The 26809-nt window shown below is 72.4% G+C and carries 23 protein-coding genes; 2 read left to right on the top strand and 21 right to left on the bottom strand.

Annotated features, from left to right (window positions below; translation table 11 throughout):
* Positions 1-81: 81 nt before the first annotated feature.
* The 3 genes from ACH4SL_RS06460 to ACH4SL_RS06450 form a co-directional block, all read right to left on the bottom strand.
* Positions 82-900: an SAM-dependent methyltransferase gene (locus ACH4SL_RS06460; RefSeq protein WP_398442278.1), complete on the bottom strand. Its 819-nt coding sequence runs from the start codon at positions 898-900 to the stop codon at positions 82-84.
* A 104-nt stretch (positions 901-1004) separates the two neighbouring features.
* Complete coding sequence (locus tag ACH4SL_RS06455; protein WP_398442277.1) at positions 1005-1286, bottom strand: DUF397 domain-containing protein; 282 nt, start codon at positions 1284-1286, stop codon at positions 1005-1007.
* Between the two features lie 3 nt (positions 1287-1289).
* Positions 1290-2114, bottom strand: coding sequence for a helix-turn-helix domain-containing protein (locus ACH4SL_RS06450; protein ID WP_398442697.1), 825 nt, complete (start codon positions 2112-2114; stop codon positions 1290-1292).
* A gap of 247 nt (positions 2115-2361) precedes the next feature.
* Here ACH4SL_RS06450 and ACH4SL_RS06445 point away from each other — a divergent pair, with 247 nt between their 5' ends.
* Positions 2362-2751: an ATP-binding protein gene (locus tag ACH4SL_RS06445; RefSeq protein ID WP_398442276.1), complete on the top strand. Its 390-nt coding sequence runs from the start codon at positions 2362-2364 to the stop codon at positions 2749-2751.
* A 54-nt stretch (positions 2752-2805) separates the two neighbouring features.
* Here ACH4SL_RS06445 and ACH4SL_RS06440 read toward each other — a convergent pair whose 3' ends face one another.
* Complete coding sequence (locus ACH4SL_RS06440; protein ID WP_398442696.1) at positions 2806-3624, bottom strand: SGNH/GDSL hydrolase family protein; 819 nt, start codon at positions 3622-3624, stop codon at positions 2806-2808.
* A 183-nt stretch (positions 3625-3807) separates the two neighbouring features.
* On the bottom strand, positions 3808-6060 hold the full coding sequence (locus tag ACH4SL_RS06435; protein WP_398442275.1) for an alpha-galactosidase: 2253 nt from the start codon (positions 6058-6060) through the stop codon (positions 3808-3810).
* A gap of 191 nt (positions 6061-6251) precedes the next feature.
* On the opposite strand from ACH4SL_RS06435, the gene ACH4SL_RS06430 reads away from it, so the two are divergent.
* Complete coding sequence (locus ACH4SL_RS06430) at positions 6252-7085, top strand: tyrosine-protein phosphatase (protein ID WP_398442274.1); 834 nt, start codon at positions 6252-6254, stop codon at positions 7083-7085.
* Positions 7086-7133: 48 nt separating this feature from the next.
* Here ACH4SL_RS06430 and ACH4SL_RS06425 read toward each other — a convergent pair whose 3' ends face one another.
* The 16 genes from ACH4SL_RS06425 to ACH4SL_RS06350 form a co-directional block, all read right to left on the bottom strand.
* Positions 7134-8615: an aspartate aminotransferase family protein gene (locus tag ACH4SL_RS06425; protein WP_398442273.1), complete on the bottom strand. Its 1482-nt coding sequence runs from the start codon at positions 8613-8615 to the stop codon at positions 7134-7136.
* Positions 8612-10585, bottom strand: coding sequence for a 1-deoxy-D-xylulose-5-phosphate synthase (dxs, locus tag ACH4SL_RS06420; RefSeq protein ID WP_398442272.1), 1974 nt, complete (start codon positions 10583-10585; stop codon positions 8612-8614). Before dxs ends, ACH4SL_RS06425 begins: the two co-directional genes overlap by 4 nt.
* A 113-nt stretch (positions 10586-10698) precedes the next feature.
* Positions 10699-11727: an adenosyl-hopene transferase HpnH gene (gene hpnH / locus ACH4SL_RS06415; protein ID WP_398442271.1), complete on the bottom strand. Its 1029-nt coding sequence runs from the start codon at positions 11725-11727 to the stop codon at positions 10699-10701.
* Positions 11728-12339 carry a 1-hydroxy-2-methyl-2-butenyl 4-diphosphate reductase gene (locus ACH4SL_RS06410; RefSeq protein ID WP_398442270.1) on the bottom strand — a complete coding sequence of 204 codons (612 nt, stop codon included), beginning with the start codon at positions 12337-12339 and terminating at the stop codon, positions 11728-11730.
* A gap of 3 nt (positions 12340-12342) precedes the next feature.
* The gene (gene shc / locus ACH4SL_RS06405) at positions 12343-14364 is read right to left on the bottom strand and encodes a squalene--hopene cyclase (protein WP_398442269.1); all 2022 of its coding nucleotides are present in this window, start codon (positions 14362-14364) and stop codon (positions 12343-12345) included.
* Between the two features lie 99 nt (positions 14365-14463).
* The gene (locus ACH4SL_RS06400; protein ID WP_398442268.1) at positions 14464-15534 is read right to left on the bottom strand and encodes a polyprenyl synthetase family protein; all 1071 of its coding nucleotides are present in this window, start codon (positions 15532-15534) and stop codon (positions 14464-14466) included.
* Entirely contained in the window at positions 15531-16940 is a 1410-nt protein-coding gene (hpnE, locus tag ACH4SL_RS06395; protein WP_398442267.1) for a hydroxysqualene dehydroxylase HpnE, read from the bottom strand. Before hpnE ends, ACH4SL_RS06400 begins: the two co-directional genes overlap by 4 nt.
* 196 nt (positions 16941-17136) lie before the next feature.
* Entirely contained in the window at positions 17137-18084 is a 948-nt protein-coding gene (gene hpnD, locus ACH4SL_RS06390; protein WP_398442266.1) for a presqualene diphosphate synthase HpnD, read from the bottom strand.
* On the bottom strand, positions 18081-18974 hold the full coding sequence (gene hpnC / locus ACH4SL_RS06385) for a squalene synthase HpnC (protein WP_398442265.1): 894 nt from the start codon (positions 18972-18974) through the stop codon (positions 18081-18083). The genes hpnD and hpnC overlap by 4 nt, the downstream gene beginning before the upstream one ends.
* 332 nt (positions 18975-19306) lie before the next feature.
* Complete coding sequence (locus tag ACH4SL_RS06380; protein ID WP_398442264.1) at positions 19307-20122, bottom strand: ABC transporter ATP-binding protein; 816 nt, start codon at positions 20120-20122, stop codon at positions 19307-19309.
* A complete protein-coding gene (locus ACH4SL_RS06375; protein ID WP_398442263.1) occupies positions 20109-21038 on the bottom strand; it encodes an ABC transporter permease in 930 nt (309 codons plus the stop codon). Before ACH4SL_RS06375 ends, ACH4SL_RS06380 begins: the two co-directional genes overlap by 14 nt.
* An 80-nt stretch (positions 21039-21118) precedes the next feature.
* The gene (locus ACH4SL_RS06370; RefSeq protein ID WP_398442695.1) at positions 21119-22003 is read right to left on the bottom strand and encodes a glycosyltransferase family 2 protein; all 885 of its coding nucleotides are present in this window, start codon (positions 22001-22003) and stop codon (positions 21119-21121) included.
* Between the two features lie 16 nt (positions 22004-22019).
* Complete coding sequence (locus tag ACH4SL_RS06365; protein ID WP_398442262.1) at positions 22020-22799, bottom strand: CDP-alcohol phosphatidyltransferase family protein; 780 nt, start codon at positions 22797-22799, stop codon at positions 22020-22022.
* Complete coding sequence (locus ACH4SL_RS06360; RefSeq protein WP_398442261.1) at positions 22777-23838, bottom strand: iron-containing alcohol dehydrogenase family protein; 1062 nt, start codon at positions 23836-23838, stop codon at positions 22777-22779. Before ACH4SL_RS06360 ends, ACH4SL_RS06365 begins: the two co-directional genes overlap by 23 nt.
* The gene (locus tag ACH4SL_RS06355; protein WP_398442260.1) at positions 23826-24578 is read right to left on the bottom strand and encodes a sugar phosphate nucleotidyltransferase; all 753 of its coding nucleotides are present in this window, start codon (positions 24576-24578) and stop codon (positions 23826-23828) included. Before ACH4SL_RS06355 ends, ACH4SL_RS06360 begins: the two co-directional genes overlap by 13 nt.
* On the bottom strand, positions 24575-26476 hold the full coding sequence (locus tag ACH4SL_RS06350) for a DUF5941 domain-containing protein (RefSeq protein WP_398442694.1): 1902 nt from the start codon (positions 26474-26476) through the stop codon (positions 24575-24577). The genes ACH4SL_RS06355 and ACH4SL_RS06350 overlap by 4 nt, the downstream gene beginning before the upstream one ends.
* Positions 26477-26809 lie beyond the last annotated feature (333 nt).

The following is a 26809-nucleotide window of genomic DNA, read 5'->3' as shown; positions in this document are numbered from 1 at the left end:
GGCGGTGCGGGCGGTACTGATGGAGCGGGTGCTACGAGCGGTACGGGTGGTGCAGAGGGTACGGGTGGAGCGGGTGGCGGGTCAGCGCTTGACGCCGACACCGCCGTAGAAGCCGATGTGGGCCAGCTCCTCGTCCGAGGGCACCGGCTCGTCCGGGTGCCACAGCGGTGGCTGGACGAGGCCGGGCTCGACGAGGGCGAAGCCGTCGAAGAAGTCCAGCACCTGCGCGTGCGAGCGCAGGGTGAGGGTCGCGGTGGCCTGCCGGTCCCGGTAGACGTCACGGGCCTCGCCCGCGTCGCCGTCGAGTTCGTGGAAGTCACCGGTGGTGTGGCTGAGGATCAGATGACTGCCCCGGGGCAGGGCGTCCCGGTAGGCGGCGACGAGCCCGGCGGGGTCCTCGTCGTCCCGGACGAAGTGCAGGACGGCGACGAGCATCAGGCCGACCGGCCGGTCGAAGTCGATGAGCTCGCCGAGGGTCGGGTGCCCCAGGATGCTCCCCGGGTCGCGTACGTCGCCGAGGAAGAAGCCGGTGCCGCCCGCGCCCAGCAGGTGCGCTCCCGCGTACGTCGCCACGATCGGGTCGTTGTCCACGTAGGCGACCCGCGCGTCCGGGGCCACTTCCTGCGCGATCTGGTGGGTGTTGGGCGCCGTGGGGATACCGGTGCCGATGTCGATGAACTGCCGCACACCGCGCTGCGCCAGGAACCGCACGGCGCGGTGCATGAACGCCCGGTTGCCCCGCGCCATGGGGACGATGTCCGGGAAGAGGTCGACGACGTGCTGCGCCGCCTCCCGGTCCACCTCGTAGTTGTCCCGGCCGCCGAGGTAGTAGTCGTACATCCGGGCAGGGTGCGGCCTGCCCGTGTCGATGTCCGCGGTGGAAAATCCCTGGTCGGTCAAGGCCGTCCTCCGGTCGGTGGCCTCGCTGGTGTGCGGGCCCTCACATGCTGCGGTGCGGGGCGGTGCGGCTGGTGCTGGTGGTACGTGTCGTGGCGCCGGACGGTTCAGCCGAGCAGGAAGTCCGCCTCGCCGGCTTTGGCGCCCATGATGAAGGTCGCGATCTCGTGGTTGGTGTAGATCAGCGCGGGACCGTCGGGGTCCGTGGACTGGCGGATGGCCACCCGGCCGTCGTTGAGCCGCTTCGCCTCGACGCAGGAGCCGCCGTTGCCGCCGCTCCATGGCTTGCGCCAGCCGTCGACCCCGAGTTCGTTGGCGGGCATCCCGTTGTAGATGCCGTCGACCACGTCCTCGTAGCCACAGATGCCGTCATTGCCGACGCGATCCATCGTTCAGATCTCCTTGCGCATGCCATCGAGGATGGCTTTGGTGCTGTGTGCTGGCGCGGCTTGCGCGCACATCCGGTCCAGCGCCTCCAGGAACGCGGACACGTCGTCGCGCTCGTCGAAGTAGACGCCGCTGACCAGGCTCTCCGAATAGGCGATGTCCGGAATCTCCTGCAACTGGAAGCGGAAGATATGGAAGGGGCCGTACATCGCCGGGTGCGGACCGGCGGCGAACGGCATGACCTGGAGCCGGACGTTGGGGAGTTCGGTGGCCTCGGTCAGCCGGCCGATCTGCTCGCGCATGACCTTGCGCCCACCGATCGGACGCCGCAGCACCGTCTCGTCCATGACCACCCACAGCAGCGGCGCCTTCTCCTTGCCCAGCAGCGACTGCCGCTCGGTCCGCAGCGTGACCAGCCGGTCGATCTCGGCGGCGGGCGTGTGCGGTTGGCCGGCGCGCAGCGTGGCACGCGCGTACTCCGGGGTCTGGAGCAGCCCCGGCACGTAGTGGGGCTCGTACGCGCGGATGACGGACGCCTCGCCCTCCAGGCTGACGAACGCGCTGAACCAGTCGGGCAGCACATCGCGGAAGCTGTGCCACCAGCCGGGGCGGTTGGCCTCACGGGCCAGGGCCAGGAAGCCGGAGACCTCTTCGGGCGAGGTGACGCCGTAGGTGTGGAGCAGCTTCTCGACATAGGGGAGCTTGAGGCCGACCTCGGCCTTCTCCATACGGCGGATCGTGGCGTGCGTGACGTCCAGTTCCCGACCGGCCTGCTCGAAGCTCATGCCGGCCTGCTCGCGCAGATCCTGCAGGCGCTTGCCCAGCACCATGCGCAGGACGGTGGGCGCGCCGCCCGGCCGGGGGTCCATCACGGTTCGCCTCCTCCAACTCCCGTGGCTGAATAGCAGTCTGTCATGTTGTCAGCGCACACAACAGCATGTAGCGCCGATTCTGCAAATTACAGATCGGACCTTGCCATGTGTCCCACGCGACCCTCATAGTTGCAGAGTGGTTCCTTCACCTGATGCCCTCCGGTGTGAGCACCGAGACGGTGTCGGCCTCCCAGGTCGCCGTGACGTGTTCCGGCTGCCCGCGCTGAGCGCGTCCGTCGCGGACGCCCGCGGGCGGATACGCGCTCGCCTGCACGAGTGGGGGCTGTGCGCGGAACTGCGGGACGACGCGAGCCTCGTCGTGACGGAACTGTTCACCAACGCCGTGCGGCACACCGACAGCGAGAAGATCACCTGCGCGCTGCACGACGCGGGAAGTGTCGTCAGGGTCGAGGTGACCGACCAGGGCCGGGGCAACGCGGTCCCGGCGCCGGGTGTCGCGGGCGCCGACGAAGAGGGCGGGCGGGGGCTGCTGCTGGTCAGCGTGCTCTCGCTGGCATGGGGGTCGGATCCGGCGGAGGACGGTACGGGGCGGGTGGTGTGGGCCGAACTGGCCTCGCACCGCCCGCCCCACTGACGTACCGCCTCCGCCGGGTCCGGCGGTCCGGGCCCCGGGCCTGCGAAAGGCCTCCTAGCGGGCCGTGCGGTCGAGCGGCAGCAGGTCGGGGCGCTTGGGCGTGACGTTGTCGCCCGAGGACTCCCCGCGCAGCCGGCGGCCGATCCACGGCACCAGGTACTCCCTGGCCCACTGGATGTTCTCGCGCCGCACCGCCGACTGCGGGCGGCGGTCCTGCGGCGGCCAGGGCGCGTCCGGATCGGCGGGCGTGTCGAGCCCCAGCACCTGCGCGGCGCGCAGCGCGACCCGGGTGTGCCCCTCGGGCGACAGGTGCAGCCGGTCGTCGCTCCAGGCCCGGCGGTCCTGCACCGAACGCAGTGACCACAGGTCGAGGACGGGGCAGCCGTGCCGGTCGGCGATGGCCCGCACATGGGCGGTGTACGTGGCGATCTTGCCGCGCAGATGGCGCAGCACCGGCACCCCGCGGGTGTCGAAGCCGGTGCAGACCAGGACCGTACCGACCGCTGCCGACAGTTCGGCGACGGCGGCCTCGAAGCGCTCGGCGATGGCGTCCGGGTCGCTGCCGGGGCGCAGGATGTCGTTGCCGCCGGCGCAGAAGCTGACCAGGTCGGGGCGTAGTTCGACGGCCCGGGGCACCTGCTCGGCGACGATCCGGTCCAGCAGCCGGCCGCGGACCGCGAGGTTGGCGTAGCGGAAGTCCTGCCCGGCCGTCACCGCGCCGGGCGCGGCCGCGGCCGCGCGTTCCAGGGCGTCCTCGTGGCGGTCGGCGAGCAGGACGGCCAGCCGGTCGGCCCAGCCGGTGAAGGTTCCGTCCGGGCCGGGATCGCCGACACCTTCGGTGAAGCTGTCCCCGACGGCGGCGTACGAGCCGATCGGCCCGGCACCGGCACCGCCGCCGCTGCCGTCGAGCCGGCCCTGCCGCCCGGGTCGTTCCCGCCGTCCCTGCTGTCCCTGTCGTCCCTGCACACCATCAGCCACGCCTGGCATTTTTCTCCTCCGGCTGTGACCTACGCGACCGTAAGGAGGGGTTGACGGGACGTGATTCATCCCACCAGGTCAAACCCGCCGCAGATGGAATACGGCGGCGTCCAGGTCGCCGGACAGCGTGGTGCGCAGGCCGCGCTCGGCCAGCACCGCCCCGCGCTGGACGACACCGGTGGTCACGTCGCGGTAGCAGGCGTCGCGGTCCAGGCCGCGCAGCCGCAGCGGCGGCACGGGGGCGCCGAAGCCCTGGGCGGGTAGCCAGGCGAGGACGGCCGTCTCGGGGCCGCGCACGTACTGCACGGCGGTCAGGCCGCCGCTGCCGGGCGGGCGCAGCCGGTACAGCTCGCCGAACTGCACGACCGGCCGCACCTGCCGGTGGAGCGCGATCCAGCTGGCGGCCTCGGCGCGCTCCTCGGGACCCAGTTCCAGCAGGTCGGCGCCGATGCCCAGCGCGCCGGCCATGGCGCTGACGAAGCGGAAGCGCAGCGAGCTGCGGCGGTGGTTGAGGCCGGGCGCGGGGCCGCCGGTGACCAGGGTGGCCATGACGCGGGCCGGGTGCAGCTGGCCGAAACCGTGCTGGACGGTGAGCCGGTCGAGCGGGTCGGTGTTGTCGGAGGTGCCCAGCCGGTCGGTGCGGGCGAGCATCCCGAGGTCCACCCGGGTGCCGGAGGCGCACGACTCGACGGTCAGCCCCGGGTGCTCGGCGCGGACGCGGTCGATGAGCGCGTAGAGGCCCGCGGTCCGGGCGCCCCGGCCGCCGCCGGCCGCGGGAGAGCGCTCTTCCTCCCGGTCCGCCTCGGCCGGGTGCCCGTCCAGGTCCCACACCAGGTGGTCGACGGGGGCGCTGTGCAGCAGGGCGCCGATCGCCGCGGCGAGGTGGTCGCGGACGTCGGCGCGTGCGAGGTCCAGCAGCAGCCGGCCGCCCTGCCCGGCGCCGCCGTCCGCGGGGCGCACGACCCACTCCGGGCGGATGCGGACGAGGTCGGAGTCGGGGCTGACGGTCTCGGGCGCGATCCGTACGCCGAAGCTCATGCCGAGGGCGTGCACCTCGTCCGAGAGCGGCTTCAGGCCGTCCGGGGAATCCCCCGCGGCCGGGTCGGCGTCGCCGGGCGCGGCGCGGTCGCCCAGCCGCGCGCCGGGCGGCCCGTCGTCGACGACGTACAGCTCGACGCCCATCCCGGCCGCCCGCCGGGCGAGTTCGGCCTGATCCAGCACTCCGCGGCGGGGGCTGTCGTACGGGTCGTACGCCCCCTCGCCGTCGGCGGTGTCGGTAGCGTCCACGGGGTCCACGGCGTCGTCCATCGCGTCCATGGCCTCCTGCGCCGGACCGGCGGGCGTACCGCCCTGCGCGCCGCCGCCCCGTGTGCCGCGCGCCCCGCCGTAGCAGGCGACCGGGCGCAGCCGCCAGGCGCCGGGGACGACGTGGTCGAGCTGGTGGGCGTGCCACGCGCGGCTGGCGGCGCCGAAGCCGCCGTCGGTCCACAGCCCGGCGAAGACCGGGCTGGTGCAGCTCGCGCCGGGCTCCAGTTCCACGGGTGCGGCGCCCTCGCCCCCGGCGCCGCCGGTGGCCCGGACCAGGCCGTCCGGCAGCCGGGAGAGCGCGATCCGCCAGGGCCCGGACCAGGCCAGCGCGGCCGTCCACACCTCGCCGTGCTCCTCCCCCGCGTCGCCCGCGTCGAGCGCGAACCACGGCAGGTGGCGCTGCCCGGCGGATCCGGCGCCGCCGCCGAGCAGCTGGTCGCCGGGCGGCAGCGGGGCCCGGACGAGCTGCGACTCGGCGCCCCAGCGGCCGTGCAGCCGGGACATCCGCCAGTCGTCGCGGAGGGGCAGCGTCCAGCAGGCCGCGTCGGCGCGCGGCAGCTCCAGCCGCCCGCCGGGACCGCCCGCGACGTACGTCGCGGTGGTCCAGCGCTCCACGACGTCGCTGCCGCGGCGCATCCGGTAGTGCAGGGTGAGGTCGAGATGGTGGTGCGAGTCGTGGAAGTGCAGCCGCAGCTCCTGCCCGGTGCCTTCCGCCGGGGCGGCGATCTCGTACTCCTCGAAGCACCACTCGGCGCCGCCCGGGTGCCGGGGCCGTACGGCCAGGGCGGCGGGCAGCGCCCCCGCGGCGCCCTCGACGGGGAATTCCGCGCGAGGGGTCTGGGCGGGCCCGAACTGCCGCTGCGCGCACGGCGGTTCGGCGGCCAGGGCCTCGGCGTCGCCCAGGCCGATCCGGCGTCCCCAGTGCAGGTGCAGCAGCTCGTCCCGCTCGGTCAGGTGCAGGGCATAGCTGCTGCCCGGTCCCGAGAGCAGCCACAGCCGGCCGGAGCCGCCCGTCTCGATCATTCGCACTCCCCCACTTTCCGGCCGCCGCACGGTCGGATCCGGACATCATCGGTCAGGCCCGGCGGGAGGGGCAATGGTTGCACTCGCGGGAGTCGCCGGGCATACACATACCGGTCGGTACGCCGTCACCCGCGCTGCCGTATCGTCGGGAGTGCCCCAGCATGACCAGGAGCGAGCGACGAGGAGCGCCGGTGACGCAGGAAGTGCGGCAGACCGTTCCGACAGGACCCGAGCCCGAGCCACAGCTGACCGGCGTGCGGAATTTCCGCGACGTCGGCGGCCTGCCGACCGAGGACGGCCGCCGGGTCCGGCGCGGGGTGCTCTTCCGCAGCGGCCACCTGGCGCACGCGACGGCCGAGGACTCCGCGTATCTGGCGGGCCTCGGCCTGCACACGGTCTTCGACTTCCGCAACGCCGACGACATCGCGCTGGAGGGCCCGGACACCGCTCTCCCGGGCACCCTCAACCTCAACATGCCGCTGAGCGACCCGGCCGAGGGCGCCGAATTCTGGAAGACGGTGCGCAACGGCGACCTCCCGGCGCTGCGGGCCGCGCTCGGCGAGGGCCGGGGCGCGGAGCGCATGACGCTCGCCTACCGCAAACTCGTCCTGGAGCGCACCGCCGAGCACGGCCGGATGCTGGAGCTGCTGTCCGAGCCGGCCCGCCCCGCGGTCCCGGCGCTGCTGCACTGCGCGGCGGGCAAGGACCGCGCGGGCACCTCGATCGCGGTCGTCCTGCTGGCGCTGGGCGTCGAGCGGTCCGCGATCGAGGCGGACTACCTGGAGAGCAACGCCAGGCACCGCCGCTACAAGGTGGTGCGCGGCGACGGCAGCACGGGCGCGGCGATCGACCCGGAGATCAGGGAGCTGCTCGACCCGCTGTTCGAGGCGCGGGTCGACTACCTGCGGGCGGCCTTCGCGACCGTCGAGGAGCAGTGGGGCTCGGTCGACCGCTACCTCGCCGCGGGCCTGGGCCTGACCCCGGAGCGCCGGGCCCGGCTGCGCGAGAACCTGCTCGACGCCTGACCCAGCGGCAACGGGGGCCGGGTCCGGACCCGGCCCCCGTCCGTACCGCTAGCGGTTGGCGACCGCCTGCTTGATCAGGGTCTTGCCGAAGTCCCACATCAGGCCGCCGCCTCCGTGCGCGTCGTCCATCACGGCGGTGAAGGCGGTCACGAAGCGGTCGACGTCCGCCTCGTCCACCACGAGCGGCGGGATCAGCTTGATGATCTCGACGTGGTCGCCGGAGACCTGGGTGAGGATGTGGTGCTTCTGCAGCAGCGGGACGACGACCATCTGGGCGAACAGCCCCTTGCGGGCGGTCTGGAGCATCGTCCAGCGGCTGCGCAGGCCCAGTGACTTCGGACGGCCGAACTCGACCGCGACCATCAGGCCGCGGCCGCGCACCTCCTTGAGCATCTCGTACTGCCCGGTGAGCGCGGCCAGCCGGTCGCGCAGCAGCTCGCCCATCGCCCGGGAGTTCTCGACCAGCCGCTCGTCCTCGACGACCGACAGCGTGGCCAGGCCCGCGGTCATCGCCTGTGCGTTGGAGCCGAAACTCGCGGAGTGCACGAGCACCCTGTCCATCGAGGAGTAGACCTTCTTGAAGATCCAGTCCTTCCCGAGCGTGGCGCCGACCGGCACATAGCCGCCGGACAGCGTCTTGGCGACGGTGACGAGGTCCGGCTCGACGCCCTCCTCGTGCTCGTACGCCCAGAACTTCCCCGTACGGCCGATGCCGGTCTGCACCTCGTCGCAGATCAGCAGCGCCTTGTGCTTGCGCAGCAGCTCCTGGGCCGCGCGCAGGTAGCCGGGCTCGGGGATGTAGACGCCGTGGCCCTGGATCGGCTCGACGATGAGCGCGGCGACGTCGCCCCGCTTCAGCTCCCTGGCCAGCGCGTCCAGATCGCCCATCGGGACGGCGGTGTCGGGCAGCAGCGGCGCGAAGCCGTCCTGGAAGCCCGCCTCGCCGTTGACGGACAGCGAGCCGGTGGTGAGGCCGTGGAAGGAGTGCGTGCAGTACAGGACGCGCGGCTTGCCGGTCGCGTAGCGGGCGAACTTCAGCGCGGTCTCGACGGCCTCGGTGCCGCTGTTGCCGAAGAACACCCGGTCCAGGTGCGGGGTGCTCGCGAGCAGCTTCTCGGCGAGCAGGCCGGGCAGCGGCTGGCAGTCGAAGCGGGTGAGGTCGGCGAGCCCGGCGTCCAGGACGTCGTGCAGCGCCTTGCGGACCACCGGGTGGTGCCGGCCGACGCCCATCACGCCGAAGCCGGCGAGCATGTCGAGGTAGTCGTTGCCCTCGGCGTCCCAGAAGTGGGCGCCCTCGGCCCGCTCGTAGACCCGGTCGAAGCCGATGGTGTGCAGCATGCGCGGCAGCTGGTGGTTGACGTACTTCGCCTGCAACTCGTAGCGCTCCGCGCCGCGTTCGGCCAGCAGCGTCGCGAGGTCGAAGCCCTTGGGGCGGGTGGCCGGGGCGTCCGGGGCTCCGTCCGGCTGCCCGGCGGCCGCCGCGGGCCCGCCCTGGGCCGGTTCGGTGTCGGTCGGCTCGGACGATGTCATCGCTCACCTGCTCCTTGCGTGCGTTGCTGCTCCCCGCTGCTCTGCGCAGTATGCGGGGCGGGGATCGTCGGGATGTCCCCGGGGTTCTTGGCGCGCAGGCGCAGCAGGGCCGCGCCGATGCCGCCGGCGATCTCCGCGGGTGTCAGGCCGAGGTCGGCCAGCACCTCGCCGCGCTTGGCGTGCGCGAGGAACTGCTGCGGGATGCCGAAGTCGCGTACGGGGACGTCCGTGCCCGCGTCGCGCAGCGCCTGGGCGACGGCGGAACCGACGCCGCCGGCCCGCCCGTTGTCCTCGACAACGGCCACCATGCGGTGCCGCGCGGCCAGTTCGGGCAGCGCCGGGTCGACGGGCTTGACCCACCGCGGGTCGACGACGGTGACGCCGATCCGGCGCCCGGCGAGCAGCTCGGCGGCCGCGACGCCGCAGCCGGCGAGCGCGCCGACCGCGACGAGCAGCACGTCCTCGGTGTGTCCCGCGGCGGGGCGGTGCAGGACGTCCATGCCGCCGACCCGCTCCAGGGCCGGCAGCGGCGCGCCCGCGGTCTCCTTGGGGAAGCGGACGACGGTGGGCGCGTCCTCGACGGCGACGGCCTCGCGCAGCTGGGCGCGCAGCTGGTCGGCGTCGCGCGGCGCGGCGATCCGCAGGCCGGGGACGACCTGGAGGATCGACATGTCCCACATGCCGTTGTGCGAGGCGCCGTCGACGCCGGTGACGCCGGCCCGGTCCAGGACGAAGGTGACGCCGCACTTGTGCAGGGCGACGTCCATCAGGACCTGGTCGAAGGCGCGGTTGAGGAAGGTCGCGTAGACGGCGACGACGGGGTGCAGCCCGCCGGTGGCGAGCCCGGCGGCGGACGTGGCCGCGTGCTGCTCGGCGATGCCGACGTCGAAGACCCGCTCGGGGTAGGCCTTGGCGAACTTGCCCAGGCCCACCGGCTGGAGCATGGCCGCGGTGATGGCGACGACGTCGGGCCGCTCGGCGCCCAGGGCGAGCATCTCGTCGCCGAAGACGGAGGTCCAGGAGGGTCCGGCGGAGGGCGACAGCGGCGTGAGGGTCGCGGGGTCCATGGCGTTGACGGCGTGGAAGTGGTCGGCCTCGTCCTGCTCGGCGGCGGGGTAGCCGCGGCCCTTCTCCGTCAGGCAGTGCACCACGACGGGCCCGTGGAAGCGCTTGGCGCGGCGCAGCGCGGACTCCACCGCGGCGATGTCGTGGCCGTCGATCGGGCCGAGGTACTTCAGCCCCAGGTCCTCGAACATGCCCTGCGGCGCGAAGGCGTCCTTGAAGCCCTTCTTGGCGCCGTGCAGCGACTCGTAGAGCTGCTGGCCGATCACCGGGGCCTGCTGGAGGACCTGCTTGCCCCAGGACAGGAAGCGCTCGTAGCCGTCGGTGGTGCGCAGCGTCGCGAGGTGGTTGGCGAGGCCGCCGATGGTGGGGGCGTAGGAGCGCTCGTTGTCGTTGACGACGATGACGAGCGGGCGGTCCTTGGCGGCGGCGATGTTGTTGAGGGCCTCCCAGGCCATACCGCCGGTGAGCGCCCCGTCGCCGATGACGGCCACCACGTGGTCGTCGCGGCGCAGCAGCTCGTTGGCCTTGGCCAGCCCGTCGGCCCAGCCCAGCACCGTGGAGGCGTGGCTGTTCTCGATCACGTCGTGCTCGGACTCGGCCCGCGAGGGGTAGCCCGACAGACCGCCCTTGGTGCGCAGCTTGGAGAAGTCCTGCCGGCCGGTCAGCAGCTTGTGCACGTAGGACTGGTGCCCGGTGTCGAAGAGGATGCGGTCGCGCGGGGAGTCGAAGACCCGGTGCAGAGCCACGGTCAGCTCCACGACGCCCAGGTTGGGGCCGAGATGGCCGCCGGTCCTGGCGACGGCCTGCACCAGGAAGTGGCGGATGTCGGCCGCCAGTTCGTCGAGCCTGCCGTCGGGCAGCGCCTTCAGGTCGTCAGGGCATGTGACGCTCTCCAGCAACGACATGTCTGCACCTCGTTCCTGCCGGTATTCGTGCCGGTATTTCCCGCCCGTCGCACACGTGGGCGAGCCACCGGCCGCGTACCCCGGCCGGTGGCTCGTACCCTCTCACCGTCGGGTCACTTCGCGCGGTTGGATGCGACGGTTTCCCGGGCGGCGCGGATGGACTCCTTCAGCGAACCCATGGTCGCGAGGACCGCGGTGGGCTCGTACCCGCAGTGGGCCATGCAGTTGTCGCAGCGGTCGTCCTTGCCGCGGCCGTACTTGTCCCAGTCGGTCTTCTCGATCAGCTCGCGGTACGTCGGCACGTAGCCGTCCGCCATCAGGTAGCAGGGGCGCTGCCAGCCGAAGAGCGAGTAGTTCGGGATCGCCCAGGCGGTGCACGGGAAGTCCGCCTTGCCCTCCAGGAAGTCCAGGAAGAGCGGGCTGTGGTTGAGCCGCCACTTGCGCCGGTTGCCGTGGTCGAAGGCCTTCTTGAACAGCTCGCGGGTCTGCGTCACGCCCAGGAAGTGGTCCTGGTCGGGGGCCTTCTCGTAGGCGTAGGCGGGCGACAGCATCATCTCGTCGACCTTGAGGTCGTCGTTGAGGAAGTTCATCACCTCGATGATGGTCTGCGGCGTGTCGGTGTTGAAGAAGGTCGAGTTCGTGGTGACCCGGAAACCGCGGCGCTGGGCTTCCTTGATCGCCTCGACGGCCTCGTCGAAGGTGCCTTCCTTGGCCACCGACTCGTCGTGCCGCTCGCGCATGCCGTCGATGTGCACGGTGAAGGCGAAGTAGGGCGACGGGGTGAATTTGTCGATCTTCTTGCGCAGCAGCAGCGCGTTGGTGCAGAGGAAGACATACCTCTTCTTCGCCACCAGCTGACGCACGATCTCGTCGATCTGCGGGTGCATCAGCGGCTCGCCGCCGGCGATCGACACCATGGGGGCACCGGACTCCAGCACCGCCCCCACGGCCTGCGCGACCGGCATGCGCTGCTTGAGCACTCCCGCGGGGTGCTGGATCTTGCCGCAGCCCTCGCATTTGAGGTTGCACGCGAAGAGGGGTTCCAGCTCGACGATGAGCGGGAACTTTTCGCGCCGCCGGACCATTTTCTGTTCGAAGAGGTACGACGCGACACGGATGGTCTGACGAAGCGGCATAGCCATCTAGCTCACCTCCGGGGGAGCAGCGGTAGTGCGGTGCCAATCGAGAAAGGCAGGAACAAGATCTCTGAGCACCCGGAATGCGATGATCCCGGTGCGCAGTGTGCCGACGCGCACAAGTTCGTATTCGGGCGTGTCGACGACGACGCGTGCTGCGGCAATGTGCCGCACCCCCTGGGCGAGCGCGGCGCGCCGCATGGCGGCCGACTCCATGTCCACGGCGATGGCACCCTTCGCCGCCAGCGCGGCGCGCTCGGCGCCCCGCACGACATGGTCGGACTCGGCCAGTGGGCCGGTGTGCACGGTGTGGCCCGCGGCCTTGAGCGCGGCGGCGAGCGCCTCGCTCTCGTGGCCCTCGTCGGAGACCACGACGTCGCCCGGCCGCATGCCCGGGGCGAGCCCCGCGCAGAAGCCGGTCGTGAGGACGGCCGCATCGCGCCGCGCGGGGTCGCGCAGCGCGTCGTGTACGGCCGCTTCCGCGGCTGTCGGCCCCATGCCGGTACGGAGCACGGTGACCGGGTGTGCGGTGGCGGCTCGCGCCGCGCCCCTGCGCAGCGCCAGGCGCTCGATGCGCAGGGCGCACACCACCAGCAGCGGAGGTCGGGGAGGGACCACGCTCTAGGCCCCCTTCCCGGCAACCGCGGTGGCCGGGGCGGTGTGCACCGCGGCCCCGAGCGGTTCGCGGCGGGCGTAGCGTCCCAGCGCGGTGAGCGGGAAGACCATCCGGTAGAGGTGGTAGTTGATGGAGAAATCCCGCGGGAAGCCGGTGCCGGTGAAGTACGGCTCGTCCCACGAACCGTCCGGCAGCTGGGTGTCGGCCAGCCAGCGCACCCCGCGCTCGACGGCCTCGGTGTCCCGCCGCCCGGCGGCCAGCAGCGCCATCAGCGCCCAGGCGGTCTGCGAGGCGGTGGAGGAACCGCGGCCGGCCCATTCCAGGTCGGAGTACGAGCGCAGGTCCTCGCCCCAGCCGCCGTCGGCGTTCTGCACCGACTCCAGCCATTCGGCGGCCCGCCGGATCGCCGGGTGATCGGGGCTCAGCCCGGCCGCGACGAGCGCGGGGACGGCCGAGCCCGTGCCGTAGATGTAGTTGACGCCCCAGCGGCCGAACCAGGCGCCGTTCTCCTCCTGCTCGGCGAGCAGCCACTCGATGCCGGTACGGGCGTGCCGGTCGTGCTGGATGCCGAGCGCGGCCATCATCTCCACGACGTGCGCGGTGACGTCGGCGGAGGGCGGGTCGATGACCTCGCCGAAGTCGCAGAAGGGCAGCCGGTTGGGGAAGGGGCTGGTGTTGTCGGCGTCGAAGGCGCCCCAGGCGCCGTTGCGGGACTGCATGCCGACCGTCCAGCGCACCGCCCGGTCCACGGCGGTGTCGATACGGGCCCGGTCCGGGTGGGCGACCCGGCGCAGCGCGAGCACCACCTCGGCGGTGTCGTCGATGTCCGGGTAGTTCTCGTTGTGGAACTCGAAGGCCCAGCCGCCCGGGGGAAGCTCCGGGCGCTGGACCGACCAGTCGCCGGGACGGGTGATCTGCTCGTCCAGCAGCCAGTCGGCGGACTTCACCAGCGAGGGGTGGTCGGCGGGGATCCCGGCGTCGGCGAGCGCGATGGTGGCGAGGCAGGTGTCCCACACCGGGGACTGGCAGGCCTCGATCATCCGCACGCCCTCCTCGGGCCATACGGCGAAACGATCCAGCGACTCCAGCCCGGCCTTGAGCACCGGGTGGTCGAGGTCGTACCCCAGCAGATGCAGCGCGATGACCGAGTAGACGGCCGGCGGCTGGATGCCGCCCCAGCAGCCGTCGGACTCCTGGCGCTCGATGATCCAGCGGGCGCACGCGTTCATGGCGCTGCGCCGCAGCGGGCGCGGGCTGAAGCGGCGGTAGGCGTGCAGCACCTGGTCCAGCCGCTGGAAGACGCCGTCCCAGCTGGTGATCGAGGCGCGGCGCTGCTTGGGGCTGGGCCGGCGCGGGTCCAGATGGAGCTCGTCGATGCCGAACGGCGCCGGGCGCACCGGGCGCAGCGCGCCCACGACGGTGAGCGGCACGATGGTCTGCCGGGCCCAGCAGCCGAACGAATAGATGTTCAGCGGCATCCACTTGGGCAGGTAGATGACCTCGGGCGGCATCTCCGGCAGGTCCTTCCAGTCCCACCAGCCGAAGAGGGCGAGCCAGATCCGGGTGAAGACCCGGCTGGCGGCCACCCCGCCCTCGCCGCGGGACCACTTCGCGGCCTGCGACATGTGCGCCTCTTCCGGCAGGTCGCCGGCGAGCCGGAGCGCGACATAGGCCTCGACGGTCGCCGACAGATCCCCGGGGCCGCCGTGGAAGGTCGGCCAGGACCCGTCCTCGCGCTGCTGGGAGCGGATCCAGCGGGCGGAGGCGGCGATCGTGCGCGCGTCCAGGATGCCGAGGAACTGCCGCAGCATCAGATCCTCGGCGTCCATGGTCACGTTGGTCTCGAGGTCGCCCTTCCACCATCCGTCGGGGTGCTGCCGCGCCAGAAGGTGGTCTGCGCCGCGCTGCACGGCACGCTGCACCGCCGCCTCGGTGCCGCCGGCTGGAAGAGACTCCGGGTCCGAGGTGCTGGCCGAAGGTGTCCGGTGGGTTGGCGAACCTGGACTGCCATCGGTCGTCGCTGTCATGGCTTCCCCTTTGCAGTTGAGACTTCTGCGGTGTTGGGGCGGCCGTCGGCCGTCACATGCGAGGGACCGGCGACGTCAGCGCTCCACGTTGGTACTTCTTTACTTCTCGCGGACCACCACAAAATCCGCAAGACCCACGAGCTTACGTTTGATTCCTTCCGGCATGTCCATTTTGTCCAGTGCGGCGATGGCAGTCGCATACTGCCTCCTGGCCTCTTCCGAGGTCCATTCCCGCCCACCGGCCTCTTCGATCAACGCCGCGCGCAGGGCAAACTCTTCCTCGCTGAAGGCACCGGTTTCAGGATTCTTCGCATCCGCCGCCAGCAGTTCACCCAGCCGCTCGGACGCCGGGCCGCCGGCGGCCAGCGCGGCGACCACGGGCAGCGACTTCTTGCGCTGCCTCAGGTCGCTCCAGGTCTGCTTGCCGGTGCTCGCGGGGTCGCCCCAGATGCCCAGCAGGTCGTCGATCGCCTGGAAGGCCAGGCCCAGGTGGTAGCCGTACTCCTCCAGCGCGTCGGCGTCCGCCTCCGAGGCGCCGCCGAGCACCGCGCCGATGGAGGAGGCGCAGGCCAGCAGCGCGCCGGTCTTCTTGCCCTCCATGTCGAGGCACTCCTGGACGCTCACGCGCTCGCGGTGCTCGAAGGAGATGTCCTCGGCCTGACCGTCGATCAGCCGGCGGGTGGCGACGGTCAGCCGGCGCGTGGCGCGGCCGGCCTCCACCGTGCCCTGCTCCAGCAGGATCTCGTTGGCGAGCGCGAAGAGCGCGTCGCCGACCAGGATCGCCTGGGCCGGGCCGTGCACCTTCCACACCGTGTCGCGGTGCCGGCGCTGCTCGTCCCCGTCCATCAGGTCGTCGTGCAGCAGGGAGAAGTTGTGCACCAGCTCCGTCGCGACCGCGCCGGGGATGCCGACCTCCGCGGGCGCGCCCGCGGCCTGCGCCGACAGCAGGGCGAGCGCGGGGCGTACGGCCTTGCCGCCGTCGCCTTCCGCGGGCTGCCCCGTCTGGTCGATCCAGCCGAAGTGGTAGGACGCGACCGTGTCCATCGGGGGTGCGAGGCGTGCGACTGCCGCGCGGAGCACTGGTGTGGTCAGGTTGCGGCCGTCTTCCAGTAGCGCGATGACGCCGGCAGCGGTCACGATTTCTCCTCGGGTTGCACCAATAGCACTCATGCCGCCTCCAGGACGCCGTTGTCAACGGGCAGGCCGAGGGCGGACAACGCTTCTGCGGAGGCGTGCAGCCCGCTGCGCACCGCGCCCTCCATGGTCGCGGGCCAGCCCGTCGCGGTCCACGCCCCGGCCAGGTAGAGGCCGGGGGCGCGGGTGGCGGGGCCGGGCCGCAGCGCGCCCACCCCGGGGGTGGGCGCGAAGGTCGCGGTGCGCTCGCGGGTCACGAAGACCTCCCGCACCGCGGCGCCGCGGGCGTCGGGCAGGACGCGTTCGAGCTCGGGCAGGTAGCGGTCGCGCAGGGCGGCGACCGGCAGGTCGATCTCGTCCTCGACGGCCGACTGGGAGACGGCCACGTACTGCCCGCCCCCCGTCAGACCCGAGCTCTCCGTGCGGTCGAAGACCCACTGGACGGGGCTGCCGAGAGCCGCGACGAACGGCTCGTGGAGCACCTTCCGGTCGTAGATCACATGGACATTCAGGATGGGCGCGGTACCGATCTGCAACAGCTTTTCCGGATGCTGGACGGCGCCCTCGGGCAGCAGGCCGTGCGCCTCGTGCTGCGGCACCGCCAGCACCACGGTGTCGGCCGCCAGTTCGGCGCTTCGTCCCGGGCCGGTCTCCAGCTCCACCTGCCAGCCGCCGGCGGCCGCGGGGCGCAGCGCGGTGGCGCGGGTGCGCAGCATCGTGGCGACGCCGGCCTTCTCCAGCGCGATACGGCCGCGGCCGTCGTGCAGGTCGCCGAGCGGGGCCTTGGCCCAGCCGATGTCGGACGCGCCCGGGTCGGTCAGCAGGCCGGTCTTGAACACCATCGCGGCCAGTGCCAGCGAGGAGTGCGCGGCCGTCGCGTTGAGCGTGGCGACGCCGACCAGATCCCACAGCGCCTCGATGGTGCGGGCGGACTGGCCGCGGGCGGCGAGCCAGCTGCCGAAGTCGATGTCGTCCAGCGCCGGGTCCGCCAGGTCGAGGCCGCGCAGCGCCAGGGCGGCGCGGCCGACCGAGGCGCGCTCGCGCAGCGACATGTGCGGGTAGCGGGCCAGGCTCGCCGCCAGGTGCAGCGGCACCGGCAGGCCGGCCCGGCTCAGCCGCCCGGTGCGGCCGGTGGCGGCGTCGTACACCGGTACGTCGAGCCGGTCCTGAAGGTGCACCAGGTCGCGGGCGTCGATCCGGTCCAGGAACCACTGGTAGGCGGTGCAGCAGCGCAGGAAGACGTGCTGGCCGTTGTCCACCGTCAGGTCGCCGCGCTTGAAGGAGAAGGCGAGGCCGCCCAGCCGGGGCCGGGCCTCGGTGAGGGTGACGGACACCCCCGCGTCGGCCAGCCGCAGCGCCGCGGTGACGCCCGCGAGGCCGCCGCCGACGACGACGGCCGTGCGGCCGGGCGCCTGCGTGTGCGGGCCTTGTGGCGCGGTCATTCACCCTCCCCTCGTGCCTGGTGTCCGACCCGGTCTCTGACCTGGTCTTCCGCTGTGTGCCGCGGGCTGCGGCACACCGTCGCGGGAGGGGACGCGAAGAAGCGGTGGGAGGTTGCCTGGCGCCCTGCGGGCGCGAGGTGGTGATGTTCCGTCTGCTGTGCCGCGTGCCGTGGACCCGCGCATCCGCGGGTGGGTCTCATCTGTCGCCCCGTGGGGCGCGGGAGGCGACCAGACGCGCGTCGAGGCCCGCGAGGCCGCGGACGGCGACGTAGGCCTTCTCCCGGCCGGGCAGCGACACCCGGCCGCGCAGCACGGCGTCGGGGTCGGCCGCGATCCGCTCCAGCAGCCGGCGGTAGATGCCCGCCATGGCCGACACGCAGGCGCCGCTGCGCCGGTCGAGCATGGGCAGCAGCCGGTAGCCGGTGGCGAAGAGGGCGCGGGCCCGGCGCACTTCGAATTCCACCAGACCGGCGAAATCGGATCCGGGCGGTGCGACGTCGCTGTGGAAACCGGCGGCGCAGCCGAATTTCGCCAGATCCTGGGCAGGCAGATACGTCCGTCCGTTGCCCGCGTCCTCGCGGACGTCGCGCAGGATGTTGGTGAGTTGCAGAGCGAGGCCGAGCGTGTCGGCGTATTCGGCGGCACGCACATGATCGTGCCCATTTACGGTGCCGAACACGCCCAGCGACAGCCGTCCGATGGCACCTGCCACACAGCGGCAGTAAACGGCCAGGTCGTCCCAGGTCTCGTAGGACTCGCCGCGGACATCCATCAGAACGCCGTCGATGAGTTCGTCCAGGCCTTCGAGCGGAAGGGGAAATACCCGCGCCGCGTCGGCGAGGGCGACCGCGACCGGGTCGGTGTCGTCCTCGCGGACCTCGCCGCCGCGCACCCGGGTGAGCAGGTTGCGGGTGGACTCCAGGCGTTCGATTTTCTCGGCCGGTGCGAGATCGCCGTCGCCGATGTCGTCGACCCGCCGGGAGAAGGCGTAGAGAGCCGACATGGCCTGCCGCTTTGCGGCGGGCAGCAGCCGGATCCCATAGGCGAAGTTACGGGCCTCGTGGCCGGTCACGGCCTCACAGTACCTGTATGCAGCAAGTACCTGACCGGACGTGTGGGCGGAACCGCTCACGGTCCTGCTCACCCCTCTCTTCGCAATGTCGACCCCACTTCGCGCAGCAGGCCGCTCTTGGTGGCTTTGGGCGAACCCGCAAGCACGTCGTATCCGGCCCGCTCGACCGATTTCAGCGCCGCGCGCCCGCCGCCGACGAATCCCGCGAGCAACAGCCGAAGCCTGCCACGGACGCTGCCCACGAGGGGAGCACCTTCGTACAACAGCTCGCGGGCGCGTTCGGCCTCGAACGCGACCAGTGCCTTGACCTGCGGACCGGCCTGCGGTTGTGCGAGGTCGGCCTCGTCCACCGCGTAGCGTTTCATGTCCTCCGCAGGCAGATACACCCGGTCCCGGGCGAGATCCTCCGCGACGTCCTGGATATGCTCGACGATTTGCAGGGCGGTGCACACGGCGTCGGAGCGCCGCACCCTTTCCGGCGTCGAGGTGCCGGTGATGGACAGCACGAGGCGGCCCACCGGATTGGCGGACAGCTCGCAGTAGGCGAGCAGGTCCGCGTAGGTCGGGTAGCGCGCGACGCTCTGGTCCTGGCGGTTGGCCGCGATCAGGCCCAGGAAGGGCTCGGGCGTCAGGGCGTGCTTGCGCACGGTGGGACGCAGCGCCCGCAGCAGCGGGTGCGACGGCTCGCCGGCGCCGGAGAAGACCCGCCCCAGGTCGGCCTCGAAGGCGTCCAGCATGGCGATCCGGTCCTCGGCTGCCTCCGGTTCGAGGCCCAGCAGGACGGCGTCCGGGCGGCCGCCGTCGGCGAGGTCGCCGTCGCCGATGTCGTCCACCAGCCGGGCGAACCCGTAGACCGCCGTGAGGTCCTGGCGCCAGGCGCGCGGCAGGAAGACCGGGGCCACGGGGAAGTTCTCGCGCGCGGCCTTGTCCAGCACGGCCCGCGACGTGTCGGTCGCGGTCACCGCGGGCTGCCCGGCAGACAGGCGGGACAGGTGCCCCGGAGCAGGATGGTCCCATTCGTCATGGCCGCCACATCCCCCGTTCTACACCGCCCGGACGAATCTTCCCATTTCGGACACGCCGCCGTGCCGGGCGTCCGGCACCCGGTTTCGATCTTGAAAGGGCTCCCCAGCACCGGTACAGCTTACGTCGGGCAACGCTCAGGCGTACGCCGGGGGCGCCCCCCGGCGGCGCGGAACCGCGGCACCCCCCGTGGCGGCACAGCACACGCCCCCCGCCGGAAGGTCCGGCGGGGGGCGGAAGCGGCGGCGCGTCGGCCGTACGCACACGGGGGCTACTTGCCGGTGTGCTCCTCGTAGGCCGCGAGGACATCCTCGGTCGGGCCGTCCATCAGCAGCTCGCCCTTCTCCAGCCACACCACGCGGTCGCAGGTGTCGCGGATGGCGCCGTTGCTGTGGCTGACCAGGAAGACCGTGCCGGCCTCCTTGCGCAGCTCGCGGATACGGGCCTCGGAGCGCTTCTGGAACTGCCGGTCACCGGTGGCCAGCGCCTCGTCGATGAGCAGCACGTCGTGGTTCTTGGCCGCCGCGATCGAGAAGCGCAGCCGGGCCTGCATGCCCGAGGAGTACGTGCGCATCGGCAGCGAGATGAAGTCGCCCTTCTCGTTGATGCCGGAGAAGTCCACGATGCCCTGGTAGCGGCTGCGGATCTGCTCCTGCGTCATGCCCATCGCGAGCCCGCCGAGCAGGACGTTGGTGGCACCGGTCAGGTCGTTCATCAGCGCGGCGTTGACGCCCAGCAGGGACGGCTGCCCGTCGGTGTAGATCCTGCCGCTCTCCGGCGGCAGCAGGCCCGCGATGGACCGGAGCAGGGTGGACTTGCCCGAGCCGTTGGAGCCGATGATGCCGATCGCCTCACCGCGGTAGGCGGTGAAGGTCACACCCTTCACCGCGTGCACCCTGCGCACGTTCGGGTTCCCGCCGCCGCGGCGCAGCACCAGCCGGGCGAGCGCGGTCGCCGCGCTGCCCTTGCCGGTGCCCGCGCCGTACACCTTGTAGACGATGTGGACGTCGTCCACGATCACCGTGGGCACGCGCGTGGGGGCCGTCTGGGGCTCCGCGCGCAGGGGCTGCGGTTCAGCCACGGCCATACTGCTCCTCCGCCTTCCAGAAGTAGACGTAGCCGCCGAAGCCGACCAGCACCGCCCAGCCCAGAGCGCTCGCCCAGACGTGGGGCGGGAGCTGCGAGCCGGTGAAGCTGTCGATCAGGGCGAACCGTGCGAGGTCGATGTAGACCGCGACCGGGTTGATGTCCAGCAGGATCCTGACGTAGTGCGGCGAGTGCGCCGTCAGGTTGTCGATGCTGTACATGACACCCGAGGTATACATCCAGGTACGCAGCAGGAACGGCATCAGCTGCGCCAGGTCGGTCATCTTACTGCCGAGCCTGGCCGTGATCATGGCCAGGCCGGTGTTGAAGACCCACTGGGTGAGCAGCGCGGGGATCAGGATCAGCCACTTGGCGTTCGGCGTCTCGCCGGTCATGAGGACGATGGAGATCAGGACGAACATCGACATCATCAACTGCTGCAGCTGCATCAGCGTGAACGCGATCGGCATCGAGGCGCGCGGGAAGTGCAGCGCCCGGATCAGGCCGAGGTTGCCCGACACCGACCGCACACCCGACATCACGGAGGACTGCGTGAAGGTGTAGATGAAGATGCCGGTGACCAGGAAGGCGATGAAGTTGTCGATGCCGTTCCGGGTACCGATCAGCACACCGAAGATCAGGTAGTAGACCGCGGCGTTCAGCAGCGGTGTCATGACCTGCCAGAGCTGGCCGAGGCGGGCCTGCGTGTACTGCGCGGCCGTGCGGGCCTTGGCGAACTCGTTGATGAAATGTCGGCGGCCCCACAGCTGCCGGGTGTACTCCAGCAGCCCGGGACGGGCGCCGCTGACGGTCAGCCCGTACTTGGCGGCGAGCTGGGAGGGACTGAGGCCGTCATCGGCCGTGGGCGCCGGTGGCGCTCCGACGGCGACCGCACCATTGTGCGTTGTCTCGCTCACAGTTGACACTTTCGTCCTCAATATGCGCGCCGGGTGCAGGGGTCCCCGGGCCGCGCCTGATGCTCTCAGGTCCGAGCTTGTCAGATGATCGGCGGTCGGCCCAGTCGGGTCAACCGCCAGACCGTCCGCCACTTCATCGGCCGCCGCTCGCCGGCGGGCATCGCCCAGCCCTCACGGAAGCCGCCGAGCCACGCGCGCAGCGCCGCGCCCGACGGCCGCCGCAGCAGCGTCAGGGCGAACCACACGCCGAGGTAGACCGGGACCAGCAACCACGGCAGGTTGCGCCGGGCCAGCCACACCCGGTTGCGGGCCACCATGCGGTGGTAGACCGCGTGCCGGGCCGGCGAGGTCGCCGGATGGTGCAGTACGAGGTCGGAACGGTAGTCGATCATCCAGCCGGCGTCGAGTGCGCGCCAGGCCAGGTCCGTCTCCTCGTGCGCGTAGAAGAACTCCGCCGGCAGCAGCCCGACCTCCCCCAGGACCGCGGTGCGGACCGCGTTCGCACCGCCCAGGAAGGTCGTCACCCGCGAGCTGCGCATCGGGTCGGAGGCGCGCAGCCGGGGGACGTGGCGGCGCTGGGTGACCCCGGTGTCCGGGTCGGCGATCCGGAAGCTGATGATGCCGAGCCGCGGGTCGGCCGTGAACGCCTCGCGTACCAGCTCGGCGGTGTCGTCGCCGGGCAGCAGCCCGTCGTCGTCCAGGAAGAGCAGCACGTCGACCTCGCCGCCACCGGGCCCGAACAGCTCGATGCCGACGTTGCGGCCGCCGGGGATGCCCAGGTTCTCGGGCAGCTCCACCGAGCGCACGCCCGGCGGCAGCGGCGGCAGCGGGGCACCGTTGCCGACCACCGCGACCTCGATCGCGGGCCCCTGCTGCTTGGCCACCGAGTCCAGCAGCGCCTGCAGCTCGACCGGCCGGTTGCCCATCGTCAGGACGACCGCGCCGACCGTGAGCGGCTCGTTCATGCCCGCCATGCCCGCCTCACTTCAGCCTGCTGGAGACGAGCACCGATACGAGATGCAGCAGGGTCTGCAAAAGAGCGATTCCGGCCAGAACCGCGACACCGAGCCGGGTGAAGAACAGGTCCCCGCGGAACTGGTCGACGACGGCCAGCACCAGGATCAGCAGCGAGGCCTCGATGCCCAGGATCAGCCGGTGGAACTGCAGCGCGGAGGCGGCCCGGCGGGCGAGCGCGATACCGGACGAGCGCGGCTCGGAGGCGGCCTCCTTGACCGGCGGCAGCCCGCCCTGGTGCCGGGCGACACCGACCAGGTCGGTCTCGGCCTTGATCAGGACGGCGCCGAGCGCGGCGAGGGTGCCGAGGAAGGCCCACAGCCAGTCGATCCGGCCGTCGCCGAACAGGTCCGCGGCCCGCAGCCCGAAGCCGACCAGCACGGCGGCGTCGGTGAGGTAGGCGCCGACCCGGTCGAGGTAGACACCGCTCAGCGAATACTGCTTCTTCCAGCGGGCGATCTCGCCGTCCACGCAGTCCAGCAGCAGGTACAGCTGCACCGCCAGCACGCCCAGGACGGCCCCGGTGATCCCGGGCACCAGCAGCGCCGGGGCGGCGAGCACGCCGCAGACGGTCATCAGGTACGTCAGCTGGTTGGGGGTGACGGAGGTCGGCACCAGGTGCCGGTCGATGCGCAGGGAGACCTCGCGCATGTAGAGCCGCCCGGCCCAGTGCTCGCCGCTGCGCCGGTCCTTCACACCCGGAGGGTGCACGACCGGTCGCAGTTCAGCTACTGATGGTTTTGGCATAGTCGGCGTACGCGTCCCTGATCTCTGTGGCGGGCAGGTCGAGGTGTTCCAGGATCGTGAAGCGGCCGGGGCGGGTCTGCGGCGCGAACTGCACCGCCTCAACGAACTCCGCCTCGGTGAATCCCATCTCCGCGGGCAGCACCGGCAGGCCGTGCCGGCGCAGCGTCTCCGCGATCAGCCCGGCGGTCTCGGGCTCGCCGCGCAGGTGCATCGCGAACGCGGCGCCGAGGCCGACCTGCTCGCCGTGCGCGGCGGCGCGCGCGGGGAAGAGCAGGTCGAAGGCGTGGCTGATCTCGTGGCAGGCGCCGGAGGAGGGCCGCGAGTCACCGCTGATCGACATGGCGATCCCGGACAGCACCAGACCCTCGGCGAGGACGCCGAGGAAGTCGTCGTCGCCGATTCCGCCGGGGTGCCGCAGGATGGCCTCGCCCGCGCTGCGGGCCATCGCCGCGGCCAGGCCGTCGACGTGCTCGCCGGTCTCGCGGTGGGACAGCTCCCAGTCGGCGATCGCGGACAGGTTGGACACCGTGTCGCCGATCCCGGCGCGTACGTAGCGGGCGGGCGCCTCGCGGATGATGTCCGGGTCGACGACCACCGCGATCGGCGTGGGGACGCCGTACGAGCCGCGGCCGTTGTCGTTGTCCAGGGTGGAGATCGGCGAGCAGATGCCGTCGTGCGACAGGTTGGTGGCGACGGCCACCATGGGCAGGCCGACCCGGGCCGCGGCGTATTTCGCGACGTCGATGATCTTGCCGCCGCCCAGGCCCACGACCGCGTCGTAGCGCCTGCCGCGCATGGCGTCCGCGAGCCTGACGGCCGCGTCGATGGTGCCGCCGGCGACCGGGAACCAGTCGGCGCCCGGCATGTCGGGGGCCAGCGTCTCGCGCAGCCGGGCCCCGGAGCCGCCGCTGACGGCGAAGGCCAGCTTGCCCGACGTGGAGATCCGCTGGTCGGCCAGCAGCCGCGACAGATGGGCCAGCGCGCCGGCCCGGATGTCGACGACGACCGGGGAAGGGATCAGCCGGGTCAGTACTGGCACGCGATCTCCCGGCCCTTGGCGAGGTCGGCGTGGTTGTCGATCTCGACCCACGCCACATCGCCGATCGGGGCCACGTCCAGGGTCAGGCCGCGGTCGACCATCTCCTGGTAGCCGTCCTCGTAGTAGAGGTCCGGGTCGCGCTCGAAGGTGGTCTTCAGGGCGTCGGCGAGGTCGGCGGCCGCCTCCGGCTCGATGAGGGTGACGCCGATGTACTCGCCGGTGGCCTCGGCCGGGTCCATGAGCTTGGTGATCCGGCGCACCCCGCTGCCCGGCTCGGCGACGACCTTCATCTCCTCGTCGGCGAGCTTCTTGACGGCGTCCAGCGCCAGGATCATCCGGCGGCCCTCGCCGCGGGCGGCGAGCAGCGTGCGCTCGACGGAGACGGGGTGGACGGTGTCGCCGTTGGCCAGAATCACACCCTGGGCGAGCAGGTCGCGCGCGCACCACAGGGAGTACGCGTTGTTCCATTCCTCGGCCTTGTCGTTGTCCACGAGCGTCAGCTTCAGCCCGTAGGCGGCCTCCAGCGCAGCTTGCCGCGCGTAGACGGCCTCCTTGCGGTAGCCCACGACGATCGCGGCCTCGGTGAGGCCCACCTCCGCGAAGTTGCGCAGCGTGAGGTCGAGCACGGTCAGGCTCTCCGGCGCGTCCTCGGGTCCGACCGGCACCAGGGCCTTGGGCAGGGTGTCGGTGTAGGGGCGCAGACGCCTGCCTGCGCCGGCTGCCAGTACGAGGCCGATCATGCGGGTTCTCCTGATTCGTCGTGTACGGCCGCGGCGGTGCCCGAGGTCACCCAGAAACGGATGCTCTCGGACACGACCAGCAGCGCGATGGCACCGGCGAGCACCGCCAGCGTGGCCGTGAAACCGGTGTGGTGTGCGGCGACGGCCGCCGCCGCGGCCACGACCAGAGTGCGGCCCTCGTGTCCGCCCGCGGCCAGCACCACGGCCCGCGGCGGCGCGCCGGCGCCTCCGCGTATGCGGTACACCGTGTCGTAGTGATGGTAGGCGACGGCGGCAACCAGGCAGAAAGCGGCGGGCAACGCTCCGTTCACCCCGAGGACAGCCGCGAGCGCCAGCGCGGTGCCGTACTCCCCCGCCCGCAGCAGCGGCGGCACCAGCCAGTCCAGCGCCCCCTTGAGCGGCAGCGCGACGGCCAGGCCCGAGGTCACGACGTAGAGCACGGCGGCGAGGACCGGATACCAGCTGCCCGCCGGGGCGAGCGCGGCGGTCGCCGTCACGGCGCCCGCGCCGACCAGCGCGGCGGCGGGGGCGGCGAAGCCGGGCAGCCGGCGGGCGAGCGGGCGCAGCGCGGCCGCCAGGACTAGCGCGAGCGGGCCGCTGTCGGCCAGGTCGGCGAGCGCCCGGGCGGCGCGGTCGGTGCGGGTCGCCCGCCGGGTGAGGGAGCGCAGGACACGGCCCGCGGTGGTGTAGCAGGCGGCGAGCGCGCAGCCGACGAGCAGCACCACAAGGGTGATCCGGGGGGTGCTGACCGCGGTCAGCACCGCTATCAGGGCCCAGCGCTCGCCGATCGGCAGGACTATCATCCGGCGCGCCCACACCGTCCAGCCGACGCTGTCCAGCTTGTCGGAGAGCGCCGCGGTGGGGCTGGTGTTGGCGGTGGCGTCGTGGTTGGCCTCGTTGAAGGCGAAGTCGACGACGTGCCGGCAGGTCTGCAGCACCATCGCGCCGAGCGCGAGCGCCCACACGTCGTCGCCGCCGCGGGCGGCGCCGAGCGCCAGGCCCGCGTAGTAGGCGTACTCCTTGGCGCGGTCGAAGGTCGCGTCGAGCCAGGCGCCGAGCGTGGAGTACTGGAGCGAGTAGCGGGCGAGCTGGCCGTCGGTGCAGTCCAGCACGAAGGAGGCGATCAGCAGCACGCCGGCGGCGACGAAACCGCCGCGGGTGCCGGTGGCCGCGCAGGACGCGGCGATCAGCGCGACCAGCAGCGAGGCGGTCGTCACCTGGTTCGGGGTGAGGCCGCGGCGGGCGCACCAGCGCGCGATGTAGCGCGAGTAGGGGCTGATGCAGTGGGTGGTGAAGAAGCCGTCGCGGGACTTCACGGCGCTGCGCAGCCGTACCGACTCCTCGTCGACGGCGGCGATCGCGACCGTCGCGGCCTCGGCGGCGGCGCCGTCGGCGGGCACCTCGGCGACCAGGACGCCCAGCTCGGGGCGGTGCACGGTCTCGCCCTGGGCCTCCAGCCGGGTGGCGAGCGCGTCGGGCAGCACGTCCGGCGCGTCGCCGCGCCGCGGGGCGGGCAGCGACACGGCGCCCGCCTGCGCCTCGACGGCGACGGCTCCCGCCGTCTCGGTCCGCGGCGCGGTGCCGGTGGCGCCCGGGGCGGGCACGGTGCCGCCCGGCTGCCCGGCGGGGCGCGGGGCGCTCCCGGCCGGGCCGCCCGCCGACGGGGCGCCGAGGGCGCGCAGCAGGGCGGGGCGGGCGGCGGGGCGTACGGTCAGGGCGCCGGTGACGGCGGCAGCGTCGAAGCGCGGGTCGGTCAGGGCCAGCCGCAGCGCGTGCCGGTGCCCGCGGAAGCGGCGGTCCACCACGGCCACCCGCTCGCCCGCGGGGATCCCGGCGATCCGGTCCGCCACGGCGTCGGACGTGCCCGCCTCGACGACCTGGAACCCCAGCGCGCGCAGGTCGTCGGCCAGCGGCGACGGCGCACCCGCGGCGGGCGGGCCGGTGAGAATTGCGGTCGGCAGAGGAACCCACTCCCTGAACGTGTGCGAAGGCCGTGCCCGCGGTCGGTTCGCGGCGGCGCGGGCGGACCGCCCGGCACGACGGCCGAGGCTATCGGATGGACGACAGGAGTCGTTCACCGAGTATTGGCCCAAACTTGGCACCTACGGCGTGATCATCATGCGGGATCCGCGGCGCCCCGACAACCGTGGCCGCGGTTCCTGCGTACGGGTGACCTCGACGTCCTTTCCCGAGGCCCTGCCGCGTGGCACATCACCGCAGGTCACCGCACA

The sequence above is a fragment of the Streptomyces sp. NPDC021020 genome (genome assembly GCF_044333285.1).
In the GTDB taxonomy this organism is placed as follows: Bacteria; Actinomycetota; Actinomycetes; order Streptomycetales; family Streptomycetaceae; genus Actinacidiphila.
This window is presented reverse-complemented; position numbering and strand designations above follow the sequence as displayed.

Bases quoted from the DNA above. Each gene is read 5' to 3' on its own strand.
- ACH4SL_RS06455 (WP_398442277.1), bottom strand. From the start codon at position 1,286: ATGGATCGCGTCGGCAATGACGGCATCTGTGGCTACGAGGACGTGGTC.
- ACH4SL_RS06450 (WP_398442697.1), bottom strand. From the start codon at position 2,114: ATGGTGCTGGGCAAGCGCCTGCAGGATCTGCGCGAGCAGGCCGGCATG.
- ACH4SL_RS06435 (WP_398442275.1), bottom strand. From the start codon at position 6,060: ATGATCGAGACGGGCGGCTCCGGCCGGCTGTGGCTGCTCTCGGGACCG.
- ACH4SL_RS06425 (WP_398442273.1), bottom strand. From the start codon at position 8,615: ATGACATCGTCCGAGCCGACCGACACCGAACCGGCCCAGGGCGGGCCC.
- dxs (WP_398442272.1), bottom strand. From the start codon at position 10,585: ATGTCGTTGCTGGAGAGCGTCACATGCCCTGACGACCTGAAGGCGCTG.
- hpnH (WP_398442271.1), bottom strand. From the start codon at position 11,727: ATGGCTATGCCGCTTCGTCAGACCATCCGTGTCGCGTCGTACCTCTTC.
- shc (WP_398442269.1), bottom strand. From the start codon at position 14,364: ATGACAGCGACGACCGATGGCAGTCCAGGTTCGCCAACCCACCGGACA.
- ACH4SL_RS06400 (WP_398442268.1), bottom strand. From the start codon at position 15,534: ATGAGTGCTATTGGTGCAACCCGAGGAGAAATCGTGACCGCTGCCGGC.
- hpnE (WP_398442267.1), bottom strand. From the start codon at position 16,940: ATGACCGCGCCACAAGGCCCGCACACGCAGGCGCCCGGCCGCACGGCC.
- ACH4SL_RS06380 (WP_398442264.1), bottom strand. From the start codon at position 20,122: ATGGCCGTGGCTGAACCGCAGCCCCTGCGCGCGGAGCCCCAGACGGCC.
- ACH4SL_RS06370 (WP_398442695.1), bottom strand. From the start codon at position 22,003: ATGAACGAGCCGCTCACGGTCGGCGCGGTCGTCCTGACGATGGGCAAC.
- ACH4SL_RS06365 (WP_398442262.1), bottom strand. From the start codon at position 22,799: ATGCCAAAACCATCAGTAGCTGAACTGCGACCGGTCGTGCACCCTCCG.
- ACH4SL_RS06355 (WP_398442260.1), bottom strand. From the start codon at position 24,578: ATGATCGGCCTCGTACTGGCAGCCGGCGCAGGCAGGCGTCTGCGCCCC.